Raw genomic sequence first — 17,742 nt, forward strand, 5'->3', positions numbered from 1 at the left:
GTCGATCATCGGAGACGAGGAAGTAGTGGAACTCAGAGACACCATCGCGGCGCTCAAGGCCGGGTGGTTCCTGCCCGTGATCGGGATCCTGCTGGGCGGCGGGGTCGGGGCCGCGACCGCGCTGACCATGACGCCGACGTACACGTCGGGCGCGCAGCTGTGGGTGACGTCGACCGACGCCACCTCCACCACCGCCGCCTTCCAGGGCAGCCAGTTCGCCCAGAACCGCGTCGCCTCCTACGTGCAGATCCTCGGCAGCGAGCGCCTCGTCGACGGCGTCATCGAGCGGCTCGACCTCGACCTCCCCGCCGGGGCCGTGCAGGAGCGGATCGCGGCCGCCGTGGTGCCCGACACCAGCGTCCTCGACATCACGGTGACCGACACCTCGCCCGAGCGGGCGCGGGACCTGGCGGCCGCCGTCGCCGCCGAGTTCACCGAGCTGGTGGAGGAGGTCGAGGCGACGACGACGACGCCCACCGACCCCGCGGTCGACCCGGTGACCACCATCCCGGTCAAGGTGACCGTCCTGGACACCCCCGAGGTCGCCTCGGAGCCCTCGTCGCCGGACCTGTACGCCAACATCGCCGTCGGCGTCCTCATCGGCCTGCTGGTCGGGCTGGTGCTCGCCTACGCGCGGGTGCGGCTGGACCGCTCGGTGCGCGACGGGAAGGTCGCCGCCGAGGTGGCCGGCGCCCCGGTGATCGGGACCATCGCCCGCGACTCGAAGCTCGGGTCGTCGCACGTGCTGGAGCGGAACAGCCGGTCGGCCAACGCCGAGGCCTTCCGCCAGCTGCGCACCAACCTGCAGTTCCTCAACGTCGACGAGCCCCCCCGCGTGATCATGGTGTCCAGCGCGGTCGCCACCGAGGGCAAGAGCACGCTCGCCGTCAACCTCGCCCTCACCCTGGCAGAGGGCGGCCACCGGGTCGCGCTGGTGGAGTCCGACCTGCGCCACCCCCGGGTGGTCAAGTACCTCGGCCTCGTCGACGGCGCGGGGCTGACCAGCATCCTCGCCGGCGCCGCCGACCTCGACGACGTGCTGCAGCCCTACGGCAGCACCGGGTTGTCGGTGCTCGCCGCCGGGTCCATCCCGCCCAACCCCAGCGAGCTGCTCGCGTCCAGCCAGCTCCGCACCCTGGTCGAGCAGCTGCGGGCCACCCACGACTACGTCATCGTCGACACCCCGCCGCTGCTGCCGGTCGCCGACGCCAGCGCCGTCGCCGTCGCCATGGACGGCGTGCTGCTGTCGGTGCGCCAGGGCAAGACCCGGCGGGAGGAGCTCGAGCGCGCCGTCGCGATCCTCGACCGGGTCGGGGCGCGGACCCTGGGGGTCATCCTGAACATGGCCCCCGCGTCGTCGACGCCGCAGGCCTACGGCTACGACGACGAGACCCCCACGGAGCCGGACCCCAAGCCCCGGCCCGCCGCCGTCCAGGAGATCCCCCAGGCGCCGGGCAAGCGAACCGGGGGCGACCGCGGAACCCAGCCCGGTGGCGCGACGCGCGTCGAGGTGCGGGCGGCCGAGCCGGCCGCCGACGGGCCGACCGCCGTCCCGCCGGCCTCGCGCACGCCGCGCACCGTGGGCGAGCCCACGGCGGCCGAGAGCAGGGACACGCCCAGCCGGAGCTGATCCGGGGTGGGCGGCGCGCAGCCGCCGACACGGATGTGACCTACTCCGCTGACGCAGCGTAGGCGCACACTTTCGTTACGTACAGTTATGTCGTGAGCGGGCCAAATCGTCTCCGAGCGGCTAACGTCATCACCTGGCGGCTCGACCGGCCAGGCAATGGTGCCTCACTGATCGCGCGCGGCCACTCTGTGTGATCGTGGGTGGGTCGGTGCGTGGACGGTCGTCGCCACGACGACCACACGCACCCAGGGAGTTCGGTATCTCCATGCACGTCACTCACGACCACACCGTTCGTGAGGTGCTGCCGACCACGGGGCGGTCCCGCTTCCCCGGCCTGCGCCGCCTGCGCGGCGAGGGCACCGCGGCGCGCCGGGCCTGGCGCGCCGCCTACGTCCGCAGCATCGTGCTCGGGGACGCCGCCGCCGCCGTGCTCGCGGCCACCATCGGCTACTTCGGCCGGTTCGGCACCGACGTCGACGGCGCGGCCCAGTACTCGCTGTGGGCTGCGCTGGCGATGCCCGTCGTGTGGGTGGCCGCGATGCACATCGGCCGCAGCTACGAGGAGCGCTTCCTCTGGGTGGGTGCCGAGGAGTTCCGGCGGGTGCTGCACGCCGCCGCCGTCCTGCTGGCCGCGGTCGCCGTCGTCTCCTGGGGCCTGGACCTGCGCGTCGCCCGGGGCTTCGTCGTCATCGCCCTCCCGCTGGCGACGCTGCTGACGCTGCTGCAGCGCTACCTGCGCCGGCAGGCCCTGCACCGGGCCCGCAGTGGCGGGGCCTTCGAGCAGACGACGGTCATCGTCGGGCACCGCAACGCCGTCGCCTCGCTGCGCGCCGAGCTCGACCGCGCCGCCTACCACGGCTACCGGGTCATCGGGTGCTGCCTGCCGGACGGGAGGGCCAGCGACCGCCCCACCGACTTCGACGGGCTGCCCGTGCTCGGCGGCCTGGACGAGGTCCTGGACGTGGTGCAGCGGTTCGAGGTCGACACCGTGGCGGTCATGCCCTGCCCCGAGCTGGACGGGCCGTCGCTGCGCCGGCTCGGCTGGGACCTCGAGAAGACCGAGGCCGAGCTGCTGCTCGCCCCCGCGGTCACCGAGGTCGTCGGCCCGCGGGTGGCGATCCGCCCCGTGTGCGGGCTCCCGCTGCTGCACGTCGAGCGCCCCGAGCTCCGCGGGGTGCGCCGCCTGGCCAAGACGGCGGTCGACGCCTCGCTGGCCGCCACGGCGCTGCTCCTGACGCTCCCGCTGTTCCTCCTCATCGCGCTGGCCCTGAAGACGACCAGCCGCGGGCCGGTGTTCTTCAAGCAGACCCGCGTCGGCCGCGACGGGCAGACCTTCTCCATGCTCAAGTTCCGCAGCATGGTCCACGGCGCGGACAAGATGTCCGAGGTGCTCGAGGCCGACAACGACGGCAACGGCGTCCTCTACAAGCGCAAGGTCGACCCGCGCGTGACCCGTGTCGGGCGGGTGCTGCGCCGCTACTCCCTCGACGAGCTGCCGCAGCTGCTCAACGTGCTGCGCGGGGACATGAGCCTGGTCGGCCCGCGCCCGCCGCTGCCCAGCGAGACCGAGCGCTACGGCTTCGACATGCGCCGCCGCTTCCTGGTCAAGCCCGGCATCACCGGCCTCTGGCAGATCAGCGGGCGCTCGGACCTCTCGTGGGACGACTCGGTGCGCATCGACGTCCGCTACGTGGAGAACTGGTCCCTGAGCTTCGACATGATGATCCTCTGGAAGACCCTCGGCGCCGTCCTCCGCGGGCGCGGCGCCTACTGACCGCCGGCCGCCGTCCGCCAGCACGCGCGGATGTCGGCGTACATGGTGCGGGCGTCGAAGCCCGCCGCCCACGTGTCGTAGGCCGCCCGGGCCATCCGGTCGCGCAGCTCGGTGTCGGCGAGCAGGCGCCGCAGGTGCTCGGCGAGGGCGTCGACGTCGCCGGGGGGCACGAGGAACCCGTTGGCCCCGTGGGCGACCAGCTCCTCCATGGCGCCCACGGGCGTCGTCACGGCGGGGATGCCCCGGGACATCGCCTCGATGACCACCATCGGCAGCCCCTCGGCGTGGCTGGGGAGGGCGAGCAGGTAGGCCCCGCGCAGGAGCTCCTGGGCCGCGGCCCGGGGCAGCGACCCCGCGTAGGTGAGGCGGCCCGGGCTCGCCCGGACCGCCGCCTCCACGAGCGCGACGACGCGGGGGTCGGCCGGCGGGCCGGCGAGCACCAGCTCCACGTCGGGGAGGTCGCCGAGCTGCGCGAAGGCGCGCAGCAGCTCGGGGACGCCCTTGGACTCGTCGATGCGGCCCAGCAGGACCACCCGCCGGGGGCGGTCGGCCGGCCAGGGCGTCGTGGGCGGGGCGCCGTCGGCGACGCCGTTGTGCACGACCTGCACCCGCCCGGCGGGCACCCCGAGCTCCTCGGTCACCAGCCGGGCCCAGGGCCCGCCGAGGACGACGACGTACGCCGCCCGGTCGAAGAAGCGCTCGATGCGGCGCCGCGCGGCGGGGGAGACGGCCTCGAGGAAGCCTCGGTACCCGGCGCCGTGCAGGTGGATGCCGTACGGCAGGCCGCGCAGCGTGCACGCCCGCGCGACGGCCATCTTCCGCCAGGTGCTGCCGCGGCTGGCGACGTGCAGGTGGACGACGTCGGCGCGGGCCGTGGCGGTGGTGAGGAGGGTGCGGGCGAAGTTCACCGCCCGCCGCGGGGCCGGCCCGATGCCGCCGGAGTCCACGACCCGCAGCGCCACGGGCGCGCTGGTCAGGCCGTTCTGCGTCTCGAGCTCGGCGACGACCGACGCCATCCCGCCGGGCTGGCCGCCCGTCGGGCCGACGCTGAGGACGCGCAGCGCGCCCCCGTCGTCGTCGCCGGTCGTGCCGTCCCGCGTCGTCCCGGTGCTCACCGGGCCGCGACGTCGTCGAGGTCGGGGAGGGTCCACTGCTCGCCGAGCCAGGCGTCGAAGCTGGGCGGCTCGAAGGGCAGCACGCCCCCGCCGGGGTACGGCGTGTACTCGCTGAACCAGATGACCCCGTCGACGTTGTAGAGGTCGACCCGCATGAAGTCGAAGGGGCGGGCGAGCACCTCGGCCGCGTGGTTCAGGGCGGCGAGGTTCTCCGGCGGCGGGCTCGGCTCGCCGCTGCCCAGCGCGGTCGCGATGCGCAGCGGCTCCCACTCGGCGGTGTAGAAGGTCCGCGAGTGCTGCCTGGTGAACCGGCCGGTGTCCACCGACATCGCGGCGATCTTGCCGTCGAACATCAGGTACTTGTAGTCGTCGGGCGGGGTCACGCCGTCGCCGATGGCCTCCTCGACGACGTAGAGCGGCCGCGCCTGGCTGTAGGCCCACTCGCCGAGCAGCACGCTCTGGTCGTCGCGGAGCCAGTTCTTCGTCGCCGCGATCGTGCGGGCGTCGACCGACTCGTCCGCGCGGCCGAAGTGGACCAGCCCGCTGCGGTGGTTGGGCTTGAGCACCCACGGGCGGTCGAACATCCGGCCGGCGACCTCGGTGAGATCGGTGCCGGACCAGAAGGTCTCCGGTACCGAGATGCCGGCCTCCTCCTGCACCTGCGTCGCGTGCTCCTTCATCGCCAGCTTGTCGCACGTCCAGGCCAGCAGCGGGCGCCGGTCGTGCATGATCCGCCAGTTGATCTTCTCGCCGAAGGTCTGCGGGTCGCGCAGACGCGGCAGCCTGCCGTGCCCCGCGAGGTAGAGGTACCGCCGCCGGAGGGGGAGGGGCATGAGCCCGGCGACCCTGCGGTGGGCCGGCTGGAAGAAATGTCGGAGGCTCTCGTTCAGGCCGCTCCGGGGCATCCTGACCCCTTCTAGGTGTGAGACGTGGGCACGCCGGCTGGTGTCCGCTGGGGACGCCCGATCCGGGCGTCCGGTGTCGCGGCGAGCCTAGTACCCGGTGCGGGCCAGGGCCTTTTCCCCGTGCGCCATCACCCCATCGGAGGTGTCGGGCGGCGGCCGGCACCGATCACACTGGCGTCGTGCCCGCCCTGGAGAGCCCCCCACCGCCCGTCACCGTCCTGCTCGTGTGCACCGGCAACATCTGCCGCTCTGCCCTCGGGCAGGGGCTGGGACGGTCCTACCTGCGCGAGCACCTCGGCGCGGCGGCCGACGACGTCCGACTGGTCAGCGCGGGCACGCGCGCGGTCGCCGGTTCGCCGATGCACCCCCGCAGCGCGCTGGTCCTGTCCGGGTTCGGTGGCGACCCCGAGGGGTTCGTGGCCCGGCAGCTGGAGCCGGCGATGGTCGACGAGGCCGATCTCGTGCTCACCCTGACCCGCGACCACCGCCGCGACGTCCTGGGGCTCGCGCCCCGGGCGCTGGCGCGCACGTTCACCCTCCGGGAGGCCGCGGCGCTGCTGGGCGCGCTCGGCGACCGGCAGCCGGAGGGGGAGGAGTTCGCCGACCGGGTGCGCGGGCTGGTGTCCGCCCTGGCGGCGGCCCGTCCCGGGCGCAGCGGCGGGGATGGCGACGACATCGGTGATCCGATCGGTCGCTCCCTGGAGGGCCACGAGGCGGTGGGCCTGGCCGTGTCCGAGGCCCTGCTGCCCGTCCTCACCGCCGTGCTGCGGTTGCACCCGGCGGTCGATGCCGCGGACCTGCCGGATCCGGTCGCGAGCGCGTCGCACATCCACCCGGGCGGCGTCCTGGGCCTGTCCGGCGACCCGGAGGTCTGGGCCGAGCCGGTCCCGCTCGACCACCGCTCCGCCGGCCCGGGTCCTGCTCGGCGCGCCTTCGGTGCGCTCGGCCGCCGCCGGCGGGCCGGCTCGGGCTCCTAGCGGGGAACGGGCGGGGAGGCGGTCCACTCCGCGGGGACGAAGTCCGGCACCGGGGCGGTCTCCGTCGCCTGCCGCCGGTCGGCGGTGCGGACCGCCCGGCCGATGCCGAGCGCCAGCAGCGCCGCCAGCGTCGTCCAGGCGGTCAGGAGGACCAGCACCCACGTCATGGGCCCTTCCTAGGGGCCCCGACGCGCCGCGGGCGCGTCCGACGCGGGCAGAAGCTGCCGAAAAAGTCCATCCCCGCATGTGTGGGTATCCGTGCTGGTCGGGGCGCGAGTCGCTTAACAGAACCGGTGACGACTCGCCGTGCGGCCGAGAAAATTCACTCGAACGGGCTTGGCGTTATGGAACCGTGACGCTACCTTCAGCGGCGTGTCACGAAACGCTCACCGACAGTGGCGAAGCATCCGACCCCGTCGCCGGCGGCGCATGTCGCGCCGACGCATGACGCAGCTGCTCCTCGCGCTCGTCGGCATCCTTCCCCTCAGCTATCCGCTCGTGCAGGACGGAGGGTCCGACGCCGTCGCGACCCCGCCGGCGGTGGAGTCCCGTGACTCCCGCCCCGCCGCGCAGCCGCCCACGAGCCCCCCCGCCCCTGACGTGGCGCCGGCCGGCGAGGTCCCCGTGGACCAGCCCACCGCCGGCACGCCGACGGAGGAGCCGACCGCGGTGGCCGGTTCCCGCTCCGGCACGAGCCCGGCCTCCACCGGCACCACCACCCCGGCCCCGGCGGCTCCGAAGCCGACCACGGCCACCCCGACCCCGACCACCCCGGCCGCGACCACCCCGAGCACCCCGGCCACCCGCGCGACGACCCCGTCGACCGGCGCCCTCAGCTGGGCCCCGCCGGCCGGCTGGGAGAGCTACCCGGTCCACAACGTCACCCCGAGCAACTCGGTCACGACCATCGGGGCCAGGAACGGCGACGTCCTGATCAAGCTGCCCGCCGACCGCCCGGCCGGGCCGATCACCATCGCCAACTGCCGCAACGCCGTCATCATGGGCGGGCAGATCACCGTCGCGCCCACCGCCCGCTTCGGCAACGACGACCAGCGCGCCATCTACGTGCACAAGTGCACCGGCACGGTGCACATCGAGGGCGTCCTCATCAACGGCAACGTCCCGGGCTCCCAGGCCGACGGCATCGCCGTGAACGCCCCCGAGGCCACCGTGCAGATCCAGAACGTCCGCATGGAGGCCCTGCGCGGCACCTACTCGGTGAACCACGCCGACGTCTTCCAGCCGTGGGGCGGGGTGCGCGAGTACCGGATCGACCGGCTCAGCGGCACGACGAACTACCAGGGCATCCAGGTCCGCCAGGACCTCGGCGCCATCGGCAAGGGCACGATCCGGAACACCAACGTCGGCAGCTCCGGGGTGACCCCCGTCGAGCGGGGCGGGCAGTTCATCCGCATCGACTGCAACACCTACCCGCTGGCGCTGGAGAACGTCTTCATCGACCCGCGCGTCGGCCGCGACATGGGCTACAGCGTGTGGCCGCAGACCGACGACCGCAGCTGCCCCGCGAAGATCAGCAACGGCGTCGTCTCGTGGCCCTCGATCGGCAACCTGAGCGGCACGCTCACCCAGGGCAAGCCCGCGTCGGGTGACTTCGTCCCGGCCGGCTCCGTCGGCATCGGGTACGTCTCTCCCGGCTACCGCTGACCTGACCGCTCCAGGGGGCGGGTGCCGCGCAGACGCGCGGCGCCCGCCCCTTCGTCGTCCCTAGTAGGCGCCGCGGCCGGTGAAGACCGCCCCCACCGTCCGCCAGAGGATCATCAGGTCCAGCGTCAGCGACCAGTTCTCCACGTAGTGGATGTCCAGCCGCACCGAGTCGGTCCACGACAGGTCGGAGCGCCCGCTGACCTGCCAGAGCCCGGTCAGACCGGGCTTGACCACCAGCCGGCGGTGCATCTCCACGCCGTACCGCTCCACCTCCGAGGGCAGCGGCGGCCGCGGCCCCACCAGCGACATCTCGCCCCGGAGGATGTTGAGCAGCTGGGGCAGCTCGTCGATCGAGTACCGCCGCAGCGTCCGGCCCACCCGCGTCACGCGCGGGTCCTGGCGCATCTTGAACAGCACCCCGTTGCCCTCGTCCACCGCGGCCAGGCGGGCGACCTGGCGCTCCGCCCCGACGTGCATGCTGCGGAACTTGAGCATGGCGAACCGGCGGCCGTCCCGGCCCACCCGCTCCTGCCGGAAGAGCACCGGCCCCGGGCTGTCGAACCGGATGGCCAGCGCGGCGGTCACGAGGACCGGCGCCAGCAGCACCAGGAGCAGGACCGCGCAGGTCCGGTCGAACGTCTCCTTCACCAGCAGGTGCAGGCCGCGCAGCTCGGGGCGCTCCATCTGCAGCAGGGAGAGCCCGCAGACCGGGCGCACCCGGATGCGGGGCCCGACGACCTCCGAGACCGACGGCGCGAGCAGCAGGTCGGCCTCGGTCTTCTCGAGCTCCCAGCCCAGCCGGCGCAGCGCCGCGCCGTCCAGCTCGGGGGAGGGCAGCACGGCCACGGTGTCGACCTCGTACCGCTCGACGACGTCGACGACCTCACCCAGGCCGCCGAGCACCGGCAGCCCGCCGGGGCCGCTGCTGCGGCCCGAGCCGTGCGGCATGCAGTAGCCGATCACCCGGTAGCCCTGGTCGGCCTCGCGGTGCAGCTGCTCGCGGAGCGCCGCGACGCCGTTGCGGTGACCGACGAGCAGCGTCGTCTGCTGGAAGCGGCCGTGCGCCCGCTGGCGGTGCAGCCAGGAGCGGTGCGCCTGGCGGTGGGCGAGGGTGAGCAGGGTGGCGAGCGGGAGGGCGACGACGACGAAGCCGCGGGCCACCTCCAGCTTCAGCCCCCACGAGACCGTGCCCACGATGGCGAGCAGCAGCGCGGCGGCGAAGAAGACCCGGCGGAACTCCTCCGGGCCCTCCCAGAGGTAGCGGCTCTCGTAGCTGCGCGCGACGACCATGGCGAAGACCCACACGGCCGGCAGGGCCACGGCGATGGCCAGGGAGGCGTTCGTGGCGCCGACGTCCGGCGGGGCGAAGCGGGCGAGCAGACCGCTCCCGGCGGCCGCGCTCGCGCAGAGGGCGTCCCAGACCACCAGCCGGCGGACGTAGGGACCGCGCCACGCTCGCCGCGCGGCGGTACCGGCTCCCCGCAGCGGATCCGGCCGCGGCAGCCCCGGCAGCGGCGCAGACGGGTGCTGGGTGAGGTGTTCGGACGGAATGGCTTCACTGCTCATCGCGTGAGTTCCCTGCGGTGCGAACGGCGATCCGGCGCCCGGTGCGGAGAAGCGCACCGGGAGAGGTCGCGCGCGTGCGGGTCATGGACTGGTCGACGAGCCGATCGAGGGACCGGCGGGGCAGGACGAGGGGGTGCGCCCGTCAGTCGGGGCTGGCACCCGGCTCGTCGATGCGGCCCAGGAGGGCGGCGTCGTGCCCGCGAGCGGCCCGGATCGAGCCGACGAGGAAGGCGGGGAAGCCCGCGTCGAGCACCGCGAGCGCGGCGTCGGCGTGATCGGTGTGGCCGGTCCCGCACGACCCGCCGCCCGACACCGAGGCCGAGGCGGGGCCGCCGGGGGCGGACGCCGGCACCGGTGCGACCGGCGTCGCCGGAGGAGCCGGGGGAGCAGGTCGGCGGACCGGTGGCGCGCGCTCCGGAGCAGGGTCGTCCGTCGGTGCGGCCGTGGCGAGCCCGGTTGCGCGGACCACCGCCGCCCCGCCGCCCGACGGAGGCGTCGACGAGACGGTGACGGCGCCGGGCTCCGGGCAGGGGGCCGTGAGGGTCGTGACCGGCGACGGGGCCGCGATCAGCGCCGCCTCCACAGCAGTGACCGAGACCGTGACCGTGAGCAGAGTCGGGCCGGCCGACTCGTCGGCCGCCGCGGGATCGGCGGGCGCCGGCTCGGTCTCCTCCGTGCCCTCGGCGGGCAGGTCGGCGGGCACCTCGGCGGGAGCGAGGGGCTCGGTGACGGGGACGTCGGTCGACGCGGTGCCGGTGGAGGGGGTGTCGGTGGCCGGCGTCTCGACGTCGGCGGAGGTGTCGGTGGCCGGGGTCTCGACGACGGCGGGGGTCTCCGTGGCCGGGGTCTCGGTGGCCGGGGTCTCGGTGGCCGGGGTCTCGGTGGCGGGGGTGTCCGTGGCCGGGACGTCGGTGACGGGGGCCGGCTCCGGCGGGACCTCCGCGGCGGGCGGCGGCTCGGGCGCGGCCGGGACCTCCTCCGCGGGCGGCTCCTCGGCGGGCGGCGGGTCGGTGACCGGCGGCGGGTCCGCGGGTGCGGGCGGGGGGTCGGCGGGCGCCGGCGGCGGGTCGGCCGGCGCGGTCGGGGGCGGGTCGGCCGGCACGGGCGGCGGCTCCGCGGGGTCAGGGGGCGGGTCGACGGGCGCACCCGGCGGGGGACCGGCCGCGTCGTCGGGCGGCGTCGTCCCCTCACCGGCCGGCTCGACGACGGAGGTGTCGCCCTCCGGGGGTTCTCCGGCGTCGGCAAGCGCCGCGTCGTCGGCGGTGGCGCCGAGCAGCGCCCAGGCGCCCAGGAGCAGGAACGTGGTCACCAGCAGGCGCCAGGACCAGCGGGCGGGTCCGGCCGGCGGCGTGCGGAGGCCGCGCGGCTCCCGCGCGTGGCCCCACGGCCGACCGATGGACATGCGAACCCCCTGTGGCTCCTCTCGAGGACACCTTCGGCCCGAAGTGTGGGTGAGGGGAACCGGGCCCGGGTGGCGCGCGGGTGAACAGCGGCCCGGTGCGGCCCGGCCTCACTCTCGGTGACCGGAGGGAGTCGGAACGGCGTCGCCCGGTGGCCGATGAACGGGGGGCTGGCGCCGCTGCACGGACGCGAGGCCCTGCGGCGCCACCTCGCCGGTCCCAGCTGACCCCTCCGCCCCGCTCGTGGCGACACGCGGGCTGGAGGGTCAAGTTCTGCCGCCGCCGTGCCGATGATCAGCGCGTGTGGTGGGCCTGGATCGTCGGCGGACTGGTCGTCTGGACGGCGATCGCCGTCGTGCTCGGGGTCGTGATCGGCCGGGTCATCCGGCACGCGGACCAGCAGGAGGCGTCCGTCCCGGGGGGCCGAGCCCCCGCGACCGCCCCCGCGACCGCCCCCGTAGCCACCGCCGCGCGCACCCGCCGCCGCGCCGTCCCGCTGCCGCCGGTCGGGGTCGGGCTGGCCGCCGCCGCGGTGGTGCTCATGGCCACCGGCTTCGTGCTGAGCCTGAACGGGGCCACGGGCCCCGCCGCCCAGGCCCTCTCCATGGACGCCCCGCTCTCCCTGCCCCGCCTGTTCGTGGCCGGGCTCTTCGCCGTCGCCGCGGTCGCCGCCGTCGCCGGCGCCGCCCGCAACCCCGGCCGCCGCACCTGGTGGCTGGCCGTCGGGCTGGTCTCGGCCGGCATCGCGTCGGTCAAGGCCGGCGGGACCGTGCACGCCGACGCGATGGCCCGGCTGGACTCCGCCGTCGGCCGGCCCGCGGCCATCGCCCTCAGCGCGCTCGCCGCCCTGGCCGTCGTGGGCGCCCTCTTCTTCCTCAGCCGCACCGAGCGCCGTGACCGGCGCCGGGTGCTGGGCAGCCTCGCCGGCTACGGCGTCGCCGCCGTCGGCCTCTCGGCCCTCTCCGCCCTCGCCCCCGCCTCGCTGCGCGTCGCCGCCACCTTCGTGGAGGAGTCGGGGGAGGCGCTGGCCGGCGTCGCGCTCCTCATGGCGGTCCTGGTCGGTGTCGCGCCGCGCCTGGTGCTGCCCGCCGACTGGGCGATGCGCCGGGCGGACGACGCCTACGGTCTGGAGCCGGTCGCGCCGCTGGAGAAGCCGGCCCGCTGAACCAGGGGCCCGCGGCGTCAGCGCGCGGACCGCTCGTCGGTCGCCTGCCGCCTCCTCGGGGCGCCCCGGGCCCCGTCGTCCCGTGCGGAACGAGCCATCCCGCCCCCTCGGATCCGGTCTGCCGCCGCGCGTGATCGAGGCGGACGCTGCGGGGGAGCGAGCCGTCAGCCCGCGGTCCAGGCGAGCAGGTCGTCGGCGGTGCGTGTGTTGATCACGCGGTCCACCGGGACGCCGCACTCGACCGCCCGCTCGCAGCCGTTGGACTGCCAGTCCAGCTGGCCGGGCGCGTGCGCGTCGGTGTCGACGGCGAACTCGCAGCCGAGCTCCACCGCCAGCGTGAGCAACCGCCGGGGCGGGTCCAGCCGTTCGGGTCGGCTGTTGATCTCCACCGCCGTGCCGTGCTGGACGCAGGCCGAGAACACCGCCTCGGCGTCGAACCGGCTCTCCGGCCGCGGCTTCTGCGTGCCGTTGCGCTGCCGGCGCCCGATGACCAGCCGCCCGGTGCAGTGTCCCAGGACGTCGGTGTGCGGGTTGGCGACGGCGGCGAGCATCCGCGCCGTCATGGACCGGGCGTCGGCGCGCAGGTCGGAGTGGACGCTCGCGACGACGACGTCGACCCGGCCCAGCAGCTCGTCGGTCTGGTCCAGGCTGCCGTCGACGTTGATGTCGCACTCGATGCCGGTGAGGATCCGGAACGGCGCCAGCTCCTCGTTGAGCGCGGCGACGACGTCGAGCTGCTGCTCCAGCCGCTCGGGGCTCAGGCCGTTGGCCACCGTGAGGCGGGGGGAGTGGTCGGTGAGCGCCAGGTACTCGTGACCCAGCGCCATCGCGGCCTCGGCCATCTCCCGGATCGGGCTGCCGCCGTCGGACCAGTCGGAGTGGGCATGCAGGTCGCCCCGGAGCGCGGCGCGGAAGGCGGCGACCTCCTCGGCGGCCGGCAGCTCACCGGCGTACGCCTCCTCCAGCGACGCCAGCGCCTCGGGTACCTGGCCGCGGTGGGCCTGCGCGATCGCCGTCGCCGTCTTCGGGCCGATGCCCTTGAGGTCCTTCAGCGTGTTCGTGCGGATGCGGCGGTCCAGCTCGGCGTCGTCCAGGGCGTCGACGATCGCCGCGGCCGTCCGGTAGGCGGCCACGCGGTAGCTGGCCTCGCGGCCGCGCTCCAGGAGGAAGGCGATCCTCCGGAGCGCGGCCGCGGGTGGGAGCGGGGTGCTCAGCTGAACACCTTCAGGGCTCCCTTGCCGGTCTTCTTGCCGGCCTTCTTGCCCGCCGTGCGGGTGGCCTTCTTCTGCGCCTTCATCGCGCGCTTGGTGGCCTTCTCGTAGTTCTTCTCCGTGACGTCGGCGGCGCGCTTCGCGGCCCGGCGCGTGCGGTAGCCCACCGACGGCTTGCCCTCGGTGTCGACGGCGGCCAGCAGCAGGCCACCGAAGAGGCCGGTGTTCTTGACGAAGTTCGAGATCTGCCCGAACTGCTCCGTCGGGTCGTCGTGCTCCCAGAAACGGTGCCCGGCCAGCGTGGTGGGCACGATCGAGGCCGACAGGACGATGGCCGTCAGCCGCGGGAACTTGTTCAGCGCGAACAGCGTGCCGGCGGCGACCTTGATCGCCGCGTCGGCCTTCACCCACTGCTCGACGTCCCGGGGCAGCTGCACCGGCAGCTGCTTGTCGGCGGTCTCGGCGATCTTCTCGACCACCGGGCGCGCCCCCGCCACGCGGTCCTGCGGCTTGCGCAGGGTGCTGATGCCTCCGTAGATGAAGGGGGTGGCGAGCAGGGGCCGCGCGATCCGGCGAACCAGCATGGGGAACCTCTTTCCTCGGAGGGTCTGGGGGCAGTCGCACGGTGCACTGCCCCGAAGATCCACCCGGCAATCACCGGGGTCGCACGGGCGGGGCCGGCGGCGGGCGCCCGGGGGTCAGGTGTCCCGCGCGGCGCGCCGGGTAGGCCCGGGCGATGTCCTCCTCCGGTCTCTCCTCCCTGCTCGGCCGCGGCGTCCTCGCCGGCGTCGCCGGCACCGTCGTGATGACCGCGTTCCAGAAGCTCGTCGAGATGCCGCTCACCGGGCGGTCGGCAAGCTTCGCGCCCGCGCAGATGGCCGAGCGGGTGCTGCCGGTGCACCCGTCGACGCAGTCGGGGCGCACCGCCCTCAACTACGCCTCCCACTTCTCCCTCGGCGGCATGTGGGGCACCGCGCACGCGGTCGCCGCCCGGTGCGGCCTCCGTGGCCAGAAGGCCGTCAACGCCGTCTTCGCGGTGGTCTACCCCGCCGACGTCGCGCTGGCCACCGCGCTCGGCGTCTACGCGCCCCGCACCTGGACGGCGCAGGACTGGGCGATCGACGTCGGGGAGAAGTACCTGCAGGCGCAGGCCACCGGCTTCCTGTTCGACCGGTTCCTCACTCCGGCCTGAGGTCACGGAGGCGCCGCGCCGACGCGGCCACCGCGCCGCCCACCGCCAGCCCGGCCAGCACGTCGCCGGGGTAGTGCACGCCGACGTGCACCCGCGAGTAGCCGATGCCCAAGGCCAGCGGGGCGAGCGCGGCGCCGGCGGCAGGCGACTCCAGCGCCATGCCGGTGACGAACGCGGCGGCCGAGCCCGAGTGCCCGCTGGGGAAGGACAGGCTCCCGGGCTCGCGGCGCAGCCGGCGCTCGGTGCGCAGGTTCTCCAGGTCGGGGCGGACCCGGCCGAAGAGCGGTTTGAGGACGGCGTTGACCAGCGCGCTGGTGAGCGCCATCGCGGCGGTGCCGTGCAGTGCGCCCCGGCGCAGCCGACCACGCCGTCCGCCCAGGGCCAGCGCGATCAGCAGCCAGAGCTTCCCGTGGTCGGCGGCGGTCGAGAGCCGGCGCAGCCACCGGTCGGCCGGGGTGGTGGGCAGCTCGCCGATCCAGGCGTGCAGCCGCGCGTCGAGGTCGCGAGGGAAGCGCACGCCCGGACGCTAACCACCCCGGCCACGATCAGCTCACCTGATCGTCGAGCGTCCTCCCTCACGGTGGGCGCTGAGGGAGGACACGCCATGATCAGGTTCCCTGATCATGGCGGGGTCAGCTCTTCTGGCGGGCGCGGTAGGCGGCGACGGTCGACCGGCTCGCGCAGGTGTTGGAGCAGTAGCGGCGGCTGGCGTTCCGCGAGGTGTCGACGTAGACGTCGTCGCAACCTTCGGCCGAGCACACGCCCAGGCGCTGCCAGCCGTGCTGCACGACCACCTGCGAGAGCCCCATCGCGACCGTCGTCGTCAGCTGCTCGAGGGCGGGGGCGTCGGGGCGGGCGTAGTGCAGGTGCAGCTCGCCGTCGTGGTCGGTGGCGTAGGGCCGGGGGCGGGCCAGCGCGAGCAGCTCGTTGAGCCGGGTGAGGACGTCGGCCTGCGACTCGGCCAGCGCGACGGCGCGCACCAGCCGGGCGGTGACGGCGGCCTTCTCGACGTCGGAGGAGCTGAGGTCCAGCGACGTCCCGGCCGTGAACCACTCGCCGTGGGACGCCAGGAACAGCGCCACACCGTCGTCGGGCTCGAGGTCGGCGTTGGCCAGATCGATGGCCAGCTCGACCGCGGTCGACCCGTAGGTGTCGTAGTCCAATTGACTCCCTACCGTTTCGTCCCTAGTCTCGGGACTGCGTAGGCGGTCAACGGTCTTTGACCGCCTACTGTTCCGATTCCCTGCAGTGTGAAACGAGTGCAAGCGTGCGTGCCTACCTCGCCGTCTGGCGGCTTCCCTCCGCCCCGGTGCTCCTCCTCGGCGGCTTCGCCGGTCGTCTGCCGTCGGCCATGGTGCCGTTGGCGCTCCTGCTCATGGTGCAGCAGCAGACCGGCTCGTACGCGATCGCCGGCCTCGCGGCGGCCACGCTCGGCATCGCCTCGGCGATCATGGCCCCGGTCCTCGGCCGGCTGGCCGACCGGCGGGGGCCGCGCCGGATCCTGCTGACCCAGGCGGCGCTCTACCCGCTGCTGCTCGCGCTGCTGGTGGCGGTGACCCTCGGCGGCGCGTCCGACCTCGCCGTGGTCGCCGCCTCGGCCCTGGCCGGCGCCACCACGCCGCTGGTGTCGGGGACCGTCCGCGCCCTGTGGTCGCGCACCGACCCCCAGCGCCGGTCCACCGCGTATGCCCTCGACGCCACCGCCACCGAGCTGGTCTTCGTGGTGGGCCCCGCCCTCGTCGCCACGCTGGCGGTGCTGGCCGCGCCGTCCTGGGCGGTCGGGGTGGCCGGCGCGCTCGCCGTCGTGGGAGCCGTCGGTGTCGCCGGGGCCGCTCGCTCGTGGGTGCCGGAGGTGGCGCCGTCGGCGAGCCTCTTCTCCACCGTGCTCGCCCCGGGCATGCCGCGCGTGCTCGCCAGCGGGTCGGGCCTGATGCTCGGCTTCGGCGCGCTGGAGGTCGCCATCCCTGCCTTCGCCGACTCCATCGGCACGCCCGGGATGTCCGGGGTGCTGCTGGCCGTGTGGGCGCTCGGCTCGGTCGCCGGCGGCCTCTGGTTCGGTGCGCGGGTGATGAGCGCCTCCTTGCCGCGGCAGTACCGCTGGCTGCTCTTCGGTGTGACCATCGGCCTCGCCCCGCTGGCCTGGGTCTCGAGCCCGTGGGCGCTCGGCGTGCTGCTGTTCCTCGGGGGGACGGCGATCGCGCCCACCCTGACCGTGCAGAACTCTCTGGTCGGCTCGCTCGCCCCCGTGCACGCCACCACCGAGGCGTTCACCTGGCTGTCCACGATCACCGTCGGGGCCTCGGCCGTGGGCGCGGCTCTCGGTGGTGCGCTGATCGAGACCTCCGCCGGGGTGTCCGGTGCGCTCGTGCTGGCGTGCGCGGGAGCGGCCGCGGCCGTCGCCGTCACCCTCGTGCCCGGGCGTGGGCCGCGCGCCGCCGCCGTCCGTCGGGAGCCGGTCGCCGCCTGATCGCGCCGGCCCGAGTGGCTGCACTCGTCGGTCGGCGGACGGGACGCCGCCCGACCCCCGGGACAACCGGCCGCGGGGCGCTGGTAGTCTCTTTCCTCGGTGGTTCCGAGGCGACTCGAGCCCCGGGAGGCTTCGCCTAGTCCGGTCTATGGCGCCGCACTGCTAATGCGGTTTGGGTTAATCCCCATCCCGGGTTCAAATCCCGGAGCCTCCGCGCACGACAACTGAACACACGCACCCGTAGCTCAACGGATAGAGCATCTGACTACGGATCAGAAGGTTAGGGGTTCGAATCCCTTCGGGTGCACGTCTGGTTGAGACACCGAGCGGCCCCGCACTTCGACGGAAGTGCGGGGCCGCTTCGTATGCCACGCCCTGCCGCCTCGTCCGCGGGCGGTCGCGGCTCCGAGGCGCGGCGCGCGGCGGCCGGCCCGCCGGCTCTGGTCCGGGGCGGCTCCGGCTGCGTCCTCGGCCGCTGGGGCGAGCTCGGGCCCATCGCGCGCTGATCGTCACGAGGTCGCACGACCGTGCGCTCGCGGGCGCGGACGCCCGCGGCGACGAGCACCCGGCCGTGCGACGCGACGCCACACACCTGACGCCGCACTGAGTAGTTGCTCCACTACTGTGCGTGTGGGATCGTCACGGCGCCCCCCCGCTCCGGCTCGCCGCGCCGGG

General features: G+C 74.8%; 16 protein-coding genes and 2 tRNA genes. 9 read left to right on the forward strand and 9 right to left on the reverse strand.

All coding sequences use genetic code 11. The features are described 5' to 3' along the window. Positions 1-25 precede the first annotated feature (25 nt). Both ACI792_RS12695 and ACI792_RS12700 read left to right on the forward strand, forming a co-directional pair. Positions 26-1,630: a polysaccharide biosynthesis tyrosine autokinase gene (locus ACI792_RS12695; RefSeq protein ID WP_456602902.1), complete on the forward strand. Its 1,605-nt coding sequence runs from the start codon at positions 26-28 to the stop codon at positions 1,628-1,630. A 298-nt stretch (positions 1,631-1,928) separates the two neighbouring features. Continuing rightward, on the forward strand, positions 1,929-3,404 hold the full coding sequence (locus ACI792_RS12700) for a sugar transferase (RefSeq protein ID WP_456602903.1): 1,476 nt from the start codon (positions 1,929-1,931) through the stop codon (positions 3,402-3,404). Here the strand turns inward: ACI792_RS12700 and ACI792_RS12705 are convergent. Together ACI792_RS12705 and ACI792_RS12710 are read right to left on the reverse strand one after the other, a co-directional pair. Further along, a complete protein-coding gene (locus ACI792_RS12705) occupies positions 3,398-4,519 on the reverse strand; it encodes a glycosyltransferase family 4 protein (RefSeq protein ID WP_456602904.1) in 1,122 nt (373 codons plus the stop codon). The genes ACI792_RS12700 and ACI792_RS12705 overlap by 7 nt on opposite strands. Then, the gene (locus ACI792_RS12710) at positions 4,516-5,352 is read right to left on the reverse strand and encodes an ATP-grasp fold amidoligase family protein (protein WP_456602905.1); all 837 of its coding nucleotides are present in this window, start codon (positions 5,350-5,352) and stop codon (positions 4,516-4,518) included. Before ACI792_RS12710 ends, ACI792_RS12705 begins: the two co-directional genes overlap by 4 nt. Positions 5,353-5,603: 251 nt before the next feature. Between ACI792_RS12710 and ACI792_RS12715 the strand changes: the two genes are divergently transcribed. Next, positions 5,604-6,401, forward strand: a complete 798-nt coding sequence (locus ACI792_RS12715; RefSeq protein ID WP_456602906.1) for an arsenate reductase/protein-tyrosine-phosphatase family protein — start codon at positions 5,604-5,606, stop codon at positions 6,399-6,401. Here the strand turns inward: ACI792_RS12715 and ACI792_RS12720 are convergent. Next, positions 6,398-6,568, reverse strand: coding sequence for a hypothetical protein (locus ACI792_RS12720; protein WP_456580119.1), 171 nt, complete (start codon positions 6,566-6,568; stop codon positions 6,398-6,400). The two genes, ACI792_RS12715 and ACI792_RS12720, sit on opposite strands and share 4 nt — an antisense overlap. Before the next feature lie 277 nt (positions 6,569-6,845). Here ACI792_RS12720 and ACI792_RS12725 point away from each other — a divergent pair, with 277 nt between their 5' ends. After that, positions 6,846-8,066, forward strand: coding sequence for a hypothetical protein (locus tag ACI792_RS12725; protein WP_456602907.1), 1,221 nt, complete (start codon positions 6,846-6,848; stop codon positions 8,064-8,066). Between the two features lie 60 nt (positions 8,067-8,126). On the opposite strand, the gene ACI792_RS12730 is transcribed toward ACI792_RS12725, so the two are convergent. Beyond that, on the reverse strand, positions 8,127-9,632 hold the full coding sequence (locus ACI792_RS12730) for a sugar transferase (RefSeq protein WP_456602908.1): 1,506 nt from the start codon (positions 9,630-9,632) through the stop codon (positions 8,127-8,129). Positions 9,633-9,774: 142 nt separating this feature from the next. Beyond that, positions 9,775-11,034: a hypothetical protein gene (locus ACI792_RS12735; protein WP_456602909.1), complete on the reverse strand. Its 1,260-nt coding sequence runs from the start codon at positions 11,032-11,034 to the stop codon at positions 9,775-9,777. 299 nt (positions 11,035-11,333) lie between these two features. On the opposite strand from ACI792_RS12735, the gene ACI792_RS12740 reads away from it, so the two are divergent. Beyond that, positions 11,334-12,197: a hypothetical protein gene (locus ACI792_RS12740; protein WP_456602910.1), complete on the forward strand. Its 864-nt coding sequence runs from the start codon at positions 11,334-11,336 to the stop codon at positions 12,195-12,197. A 164-nt stretch (positions 12,198-12,361) separates the two neighbouring features. Here ACI792_RS12740 and ACI792_RS12745 read toward each other — a convergent pair whose 3' ends face one another. Beyond that, complete coding sequence (locus ACI792_RS12745) at positions 12,362-13,411, reverse strand: PHP domain-containing protein (protein WP_456602959.1); 1,050 nt, start codon at positions 13,409-13,411, stop codon at positions 12,362-12,364. After that, positions 13,408-13,992 carry a DoxX family protein gene (locus ACI792_RS12750; RefSeq protein ID WP_456580124.1) on the reverse strand — a complete coding sequence of 195 codons (585 nt, stop codon included), beginning with the start codon at positions 13,990-13,992 and terminating at the stop codon, positions 13,408-13,410. The genes ACI792_RS12745 and ACI792_RS12750 overlap by 4 nt, the downstream gene beginning before the upstream one ends. Positions 13,993-14,144: 152 nt before the next feature. On the opposite strand from ACI792_RS12750, the gene ACI792_RS12755 reads away from it, so the two are divergent. Next, the gene (locus ACI792_RS12755) at positions 14,145-14,600 is read left to right on the forward strand and encodes a hypothetical protein (RefSeq protein WP_456602911.1); all 456 of its coding nucleotides are present in this window, start codon (positions 14,145-14,147) and stop codon (positions 14,598-14,600) included. Here ACI792_RS12755 and ACI792_RS12760 read toward each other — a convergent pair. After that, the gene (locus ACI792_RS12760; RefSeq protein WP_456602912.1) at positions 14,587-15,117 is read right to left on the reverse strand and encodes a phosphatase PAP2 family protein; all 531 of its coding nucleotides are present in this window, start codon (positions 15,115-15,117) and stop codon (positions 14,587-14,589) included. The two genes, ACI792_RS12755 and ACI792_RS12760, sit on opposite strands and share 14 nt — an antisense overlap. A gap of 115 nt (positions 15,118-15,232) precedes the next feature. Then, positions 15,233-15,763, reverse strand: a complete 531-nt coding sequence (locus ACI792_RS12765; protein WP_456580128.1) for a CGNR zinc finger domain-containing protein — start codon at positions 15,761-15,763, stop codon at positions 15,233-15,235. Between the two features lie 104 nt (positions 15,764-15,867). On the opposite strand from ACI792_RS12765, the gene ACI792_RS12770 reads away from it, so the two are divergent. The 3 genes from ACI792_RS12770 (at position 15,868) to ACI792_RS12780 (ending at position 17,374) form a co-directional block, all read left to right on the forward strand. Next, entirely contained in the window at positions 15,868-17,067 is a 1,200-nt protein-coding gene (locus tag ACI792_RS12770) for an MFS transporter (protein WP_456602913.1), read from the forward strand. 125 nt (positions 17,068-17,192) lie between these two features. Continuing rightward, positions 17,193-17,281 (forward strand) — tRNA-Ser (locus ACI792_RS12775). 20 nt (positions 17,282-17,301) lie between these two features. Beyond that, positions 17,302-17,374: transfer RNA gene (locus ACI792_RS12780), tRNA-Arg, on the forward strand. Positions 17,375-17,742: the final 368 nt, after the last annotated feature.

The organism is Blastococcus sp. SYSU DS0669 (assembly GCF_054050895.1).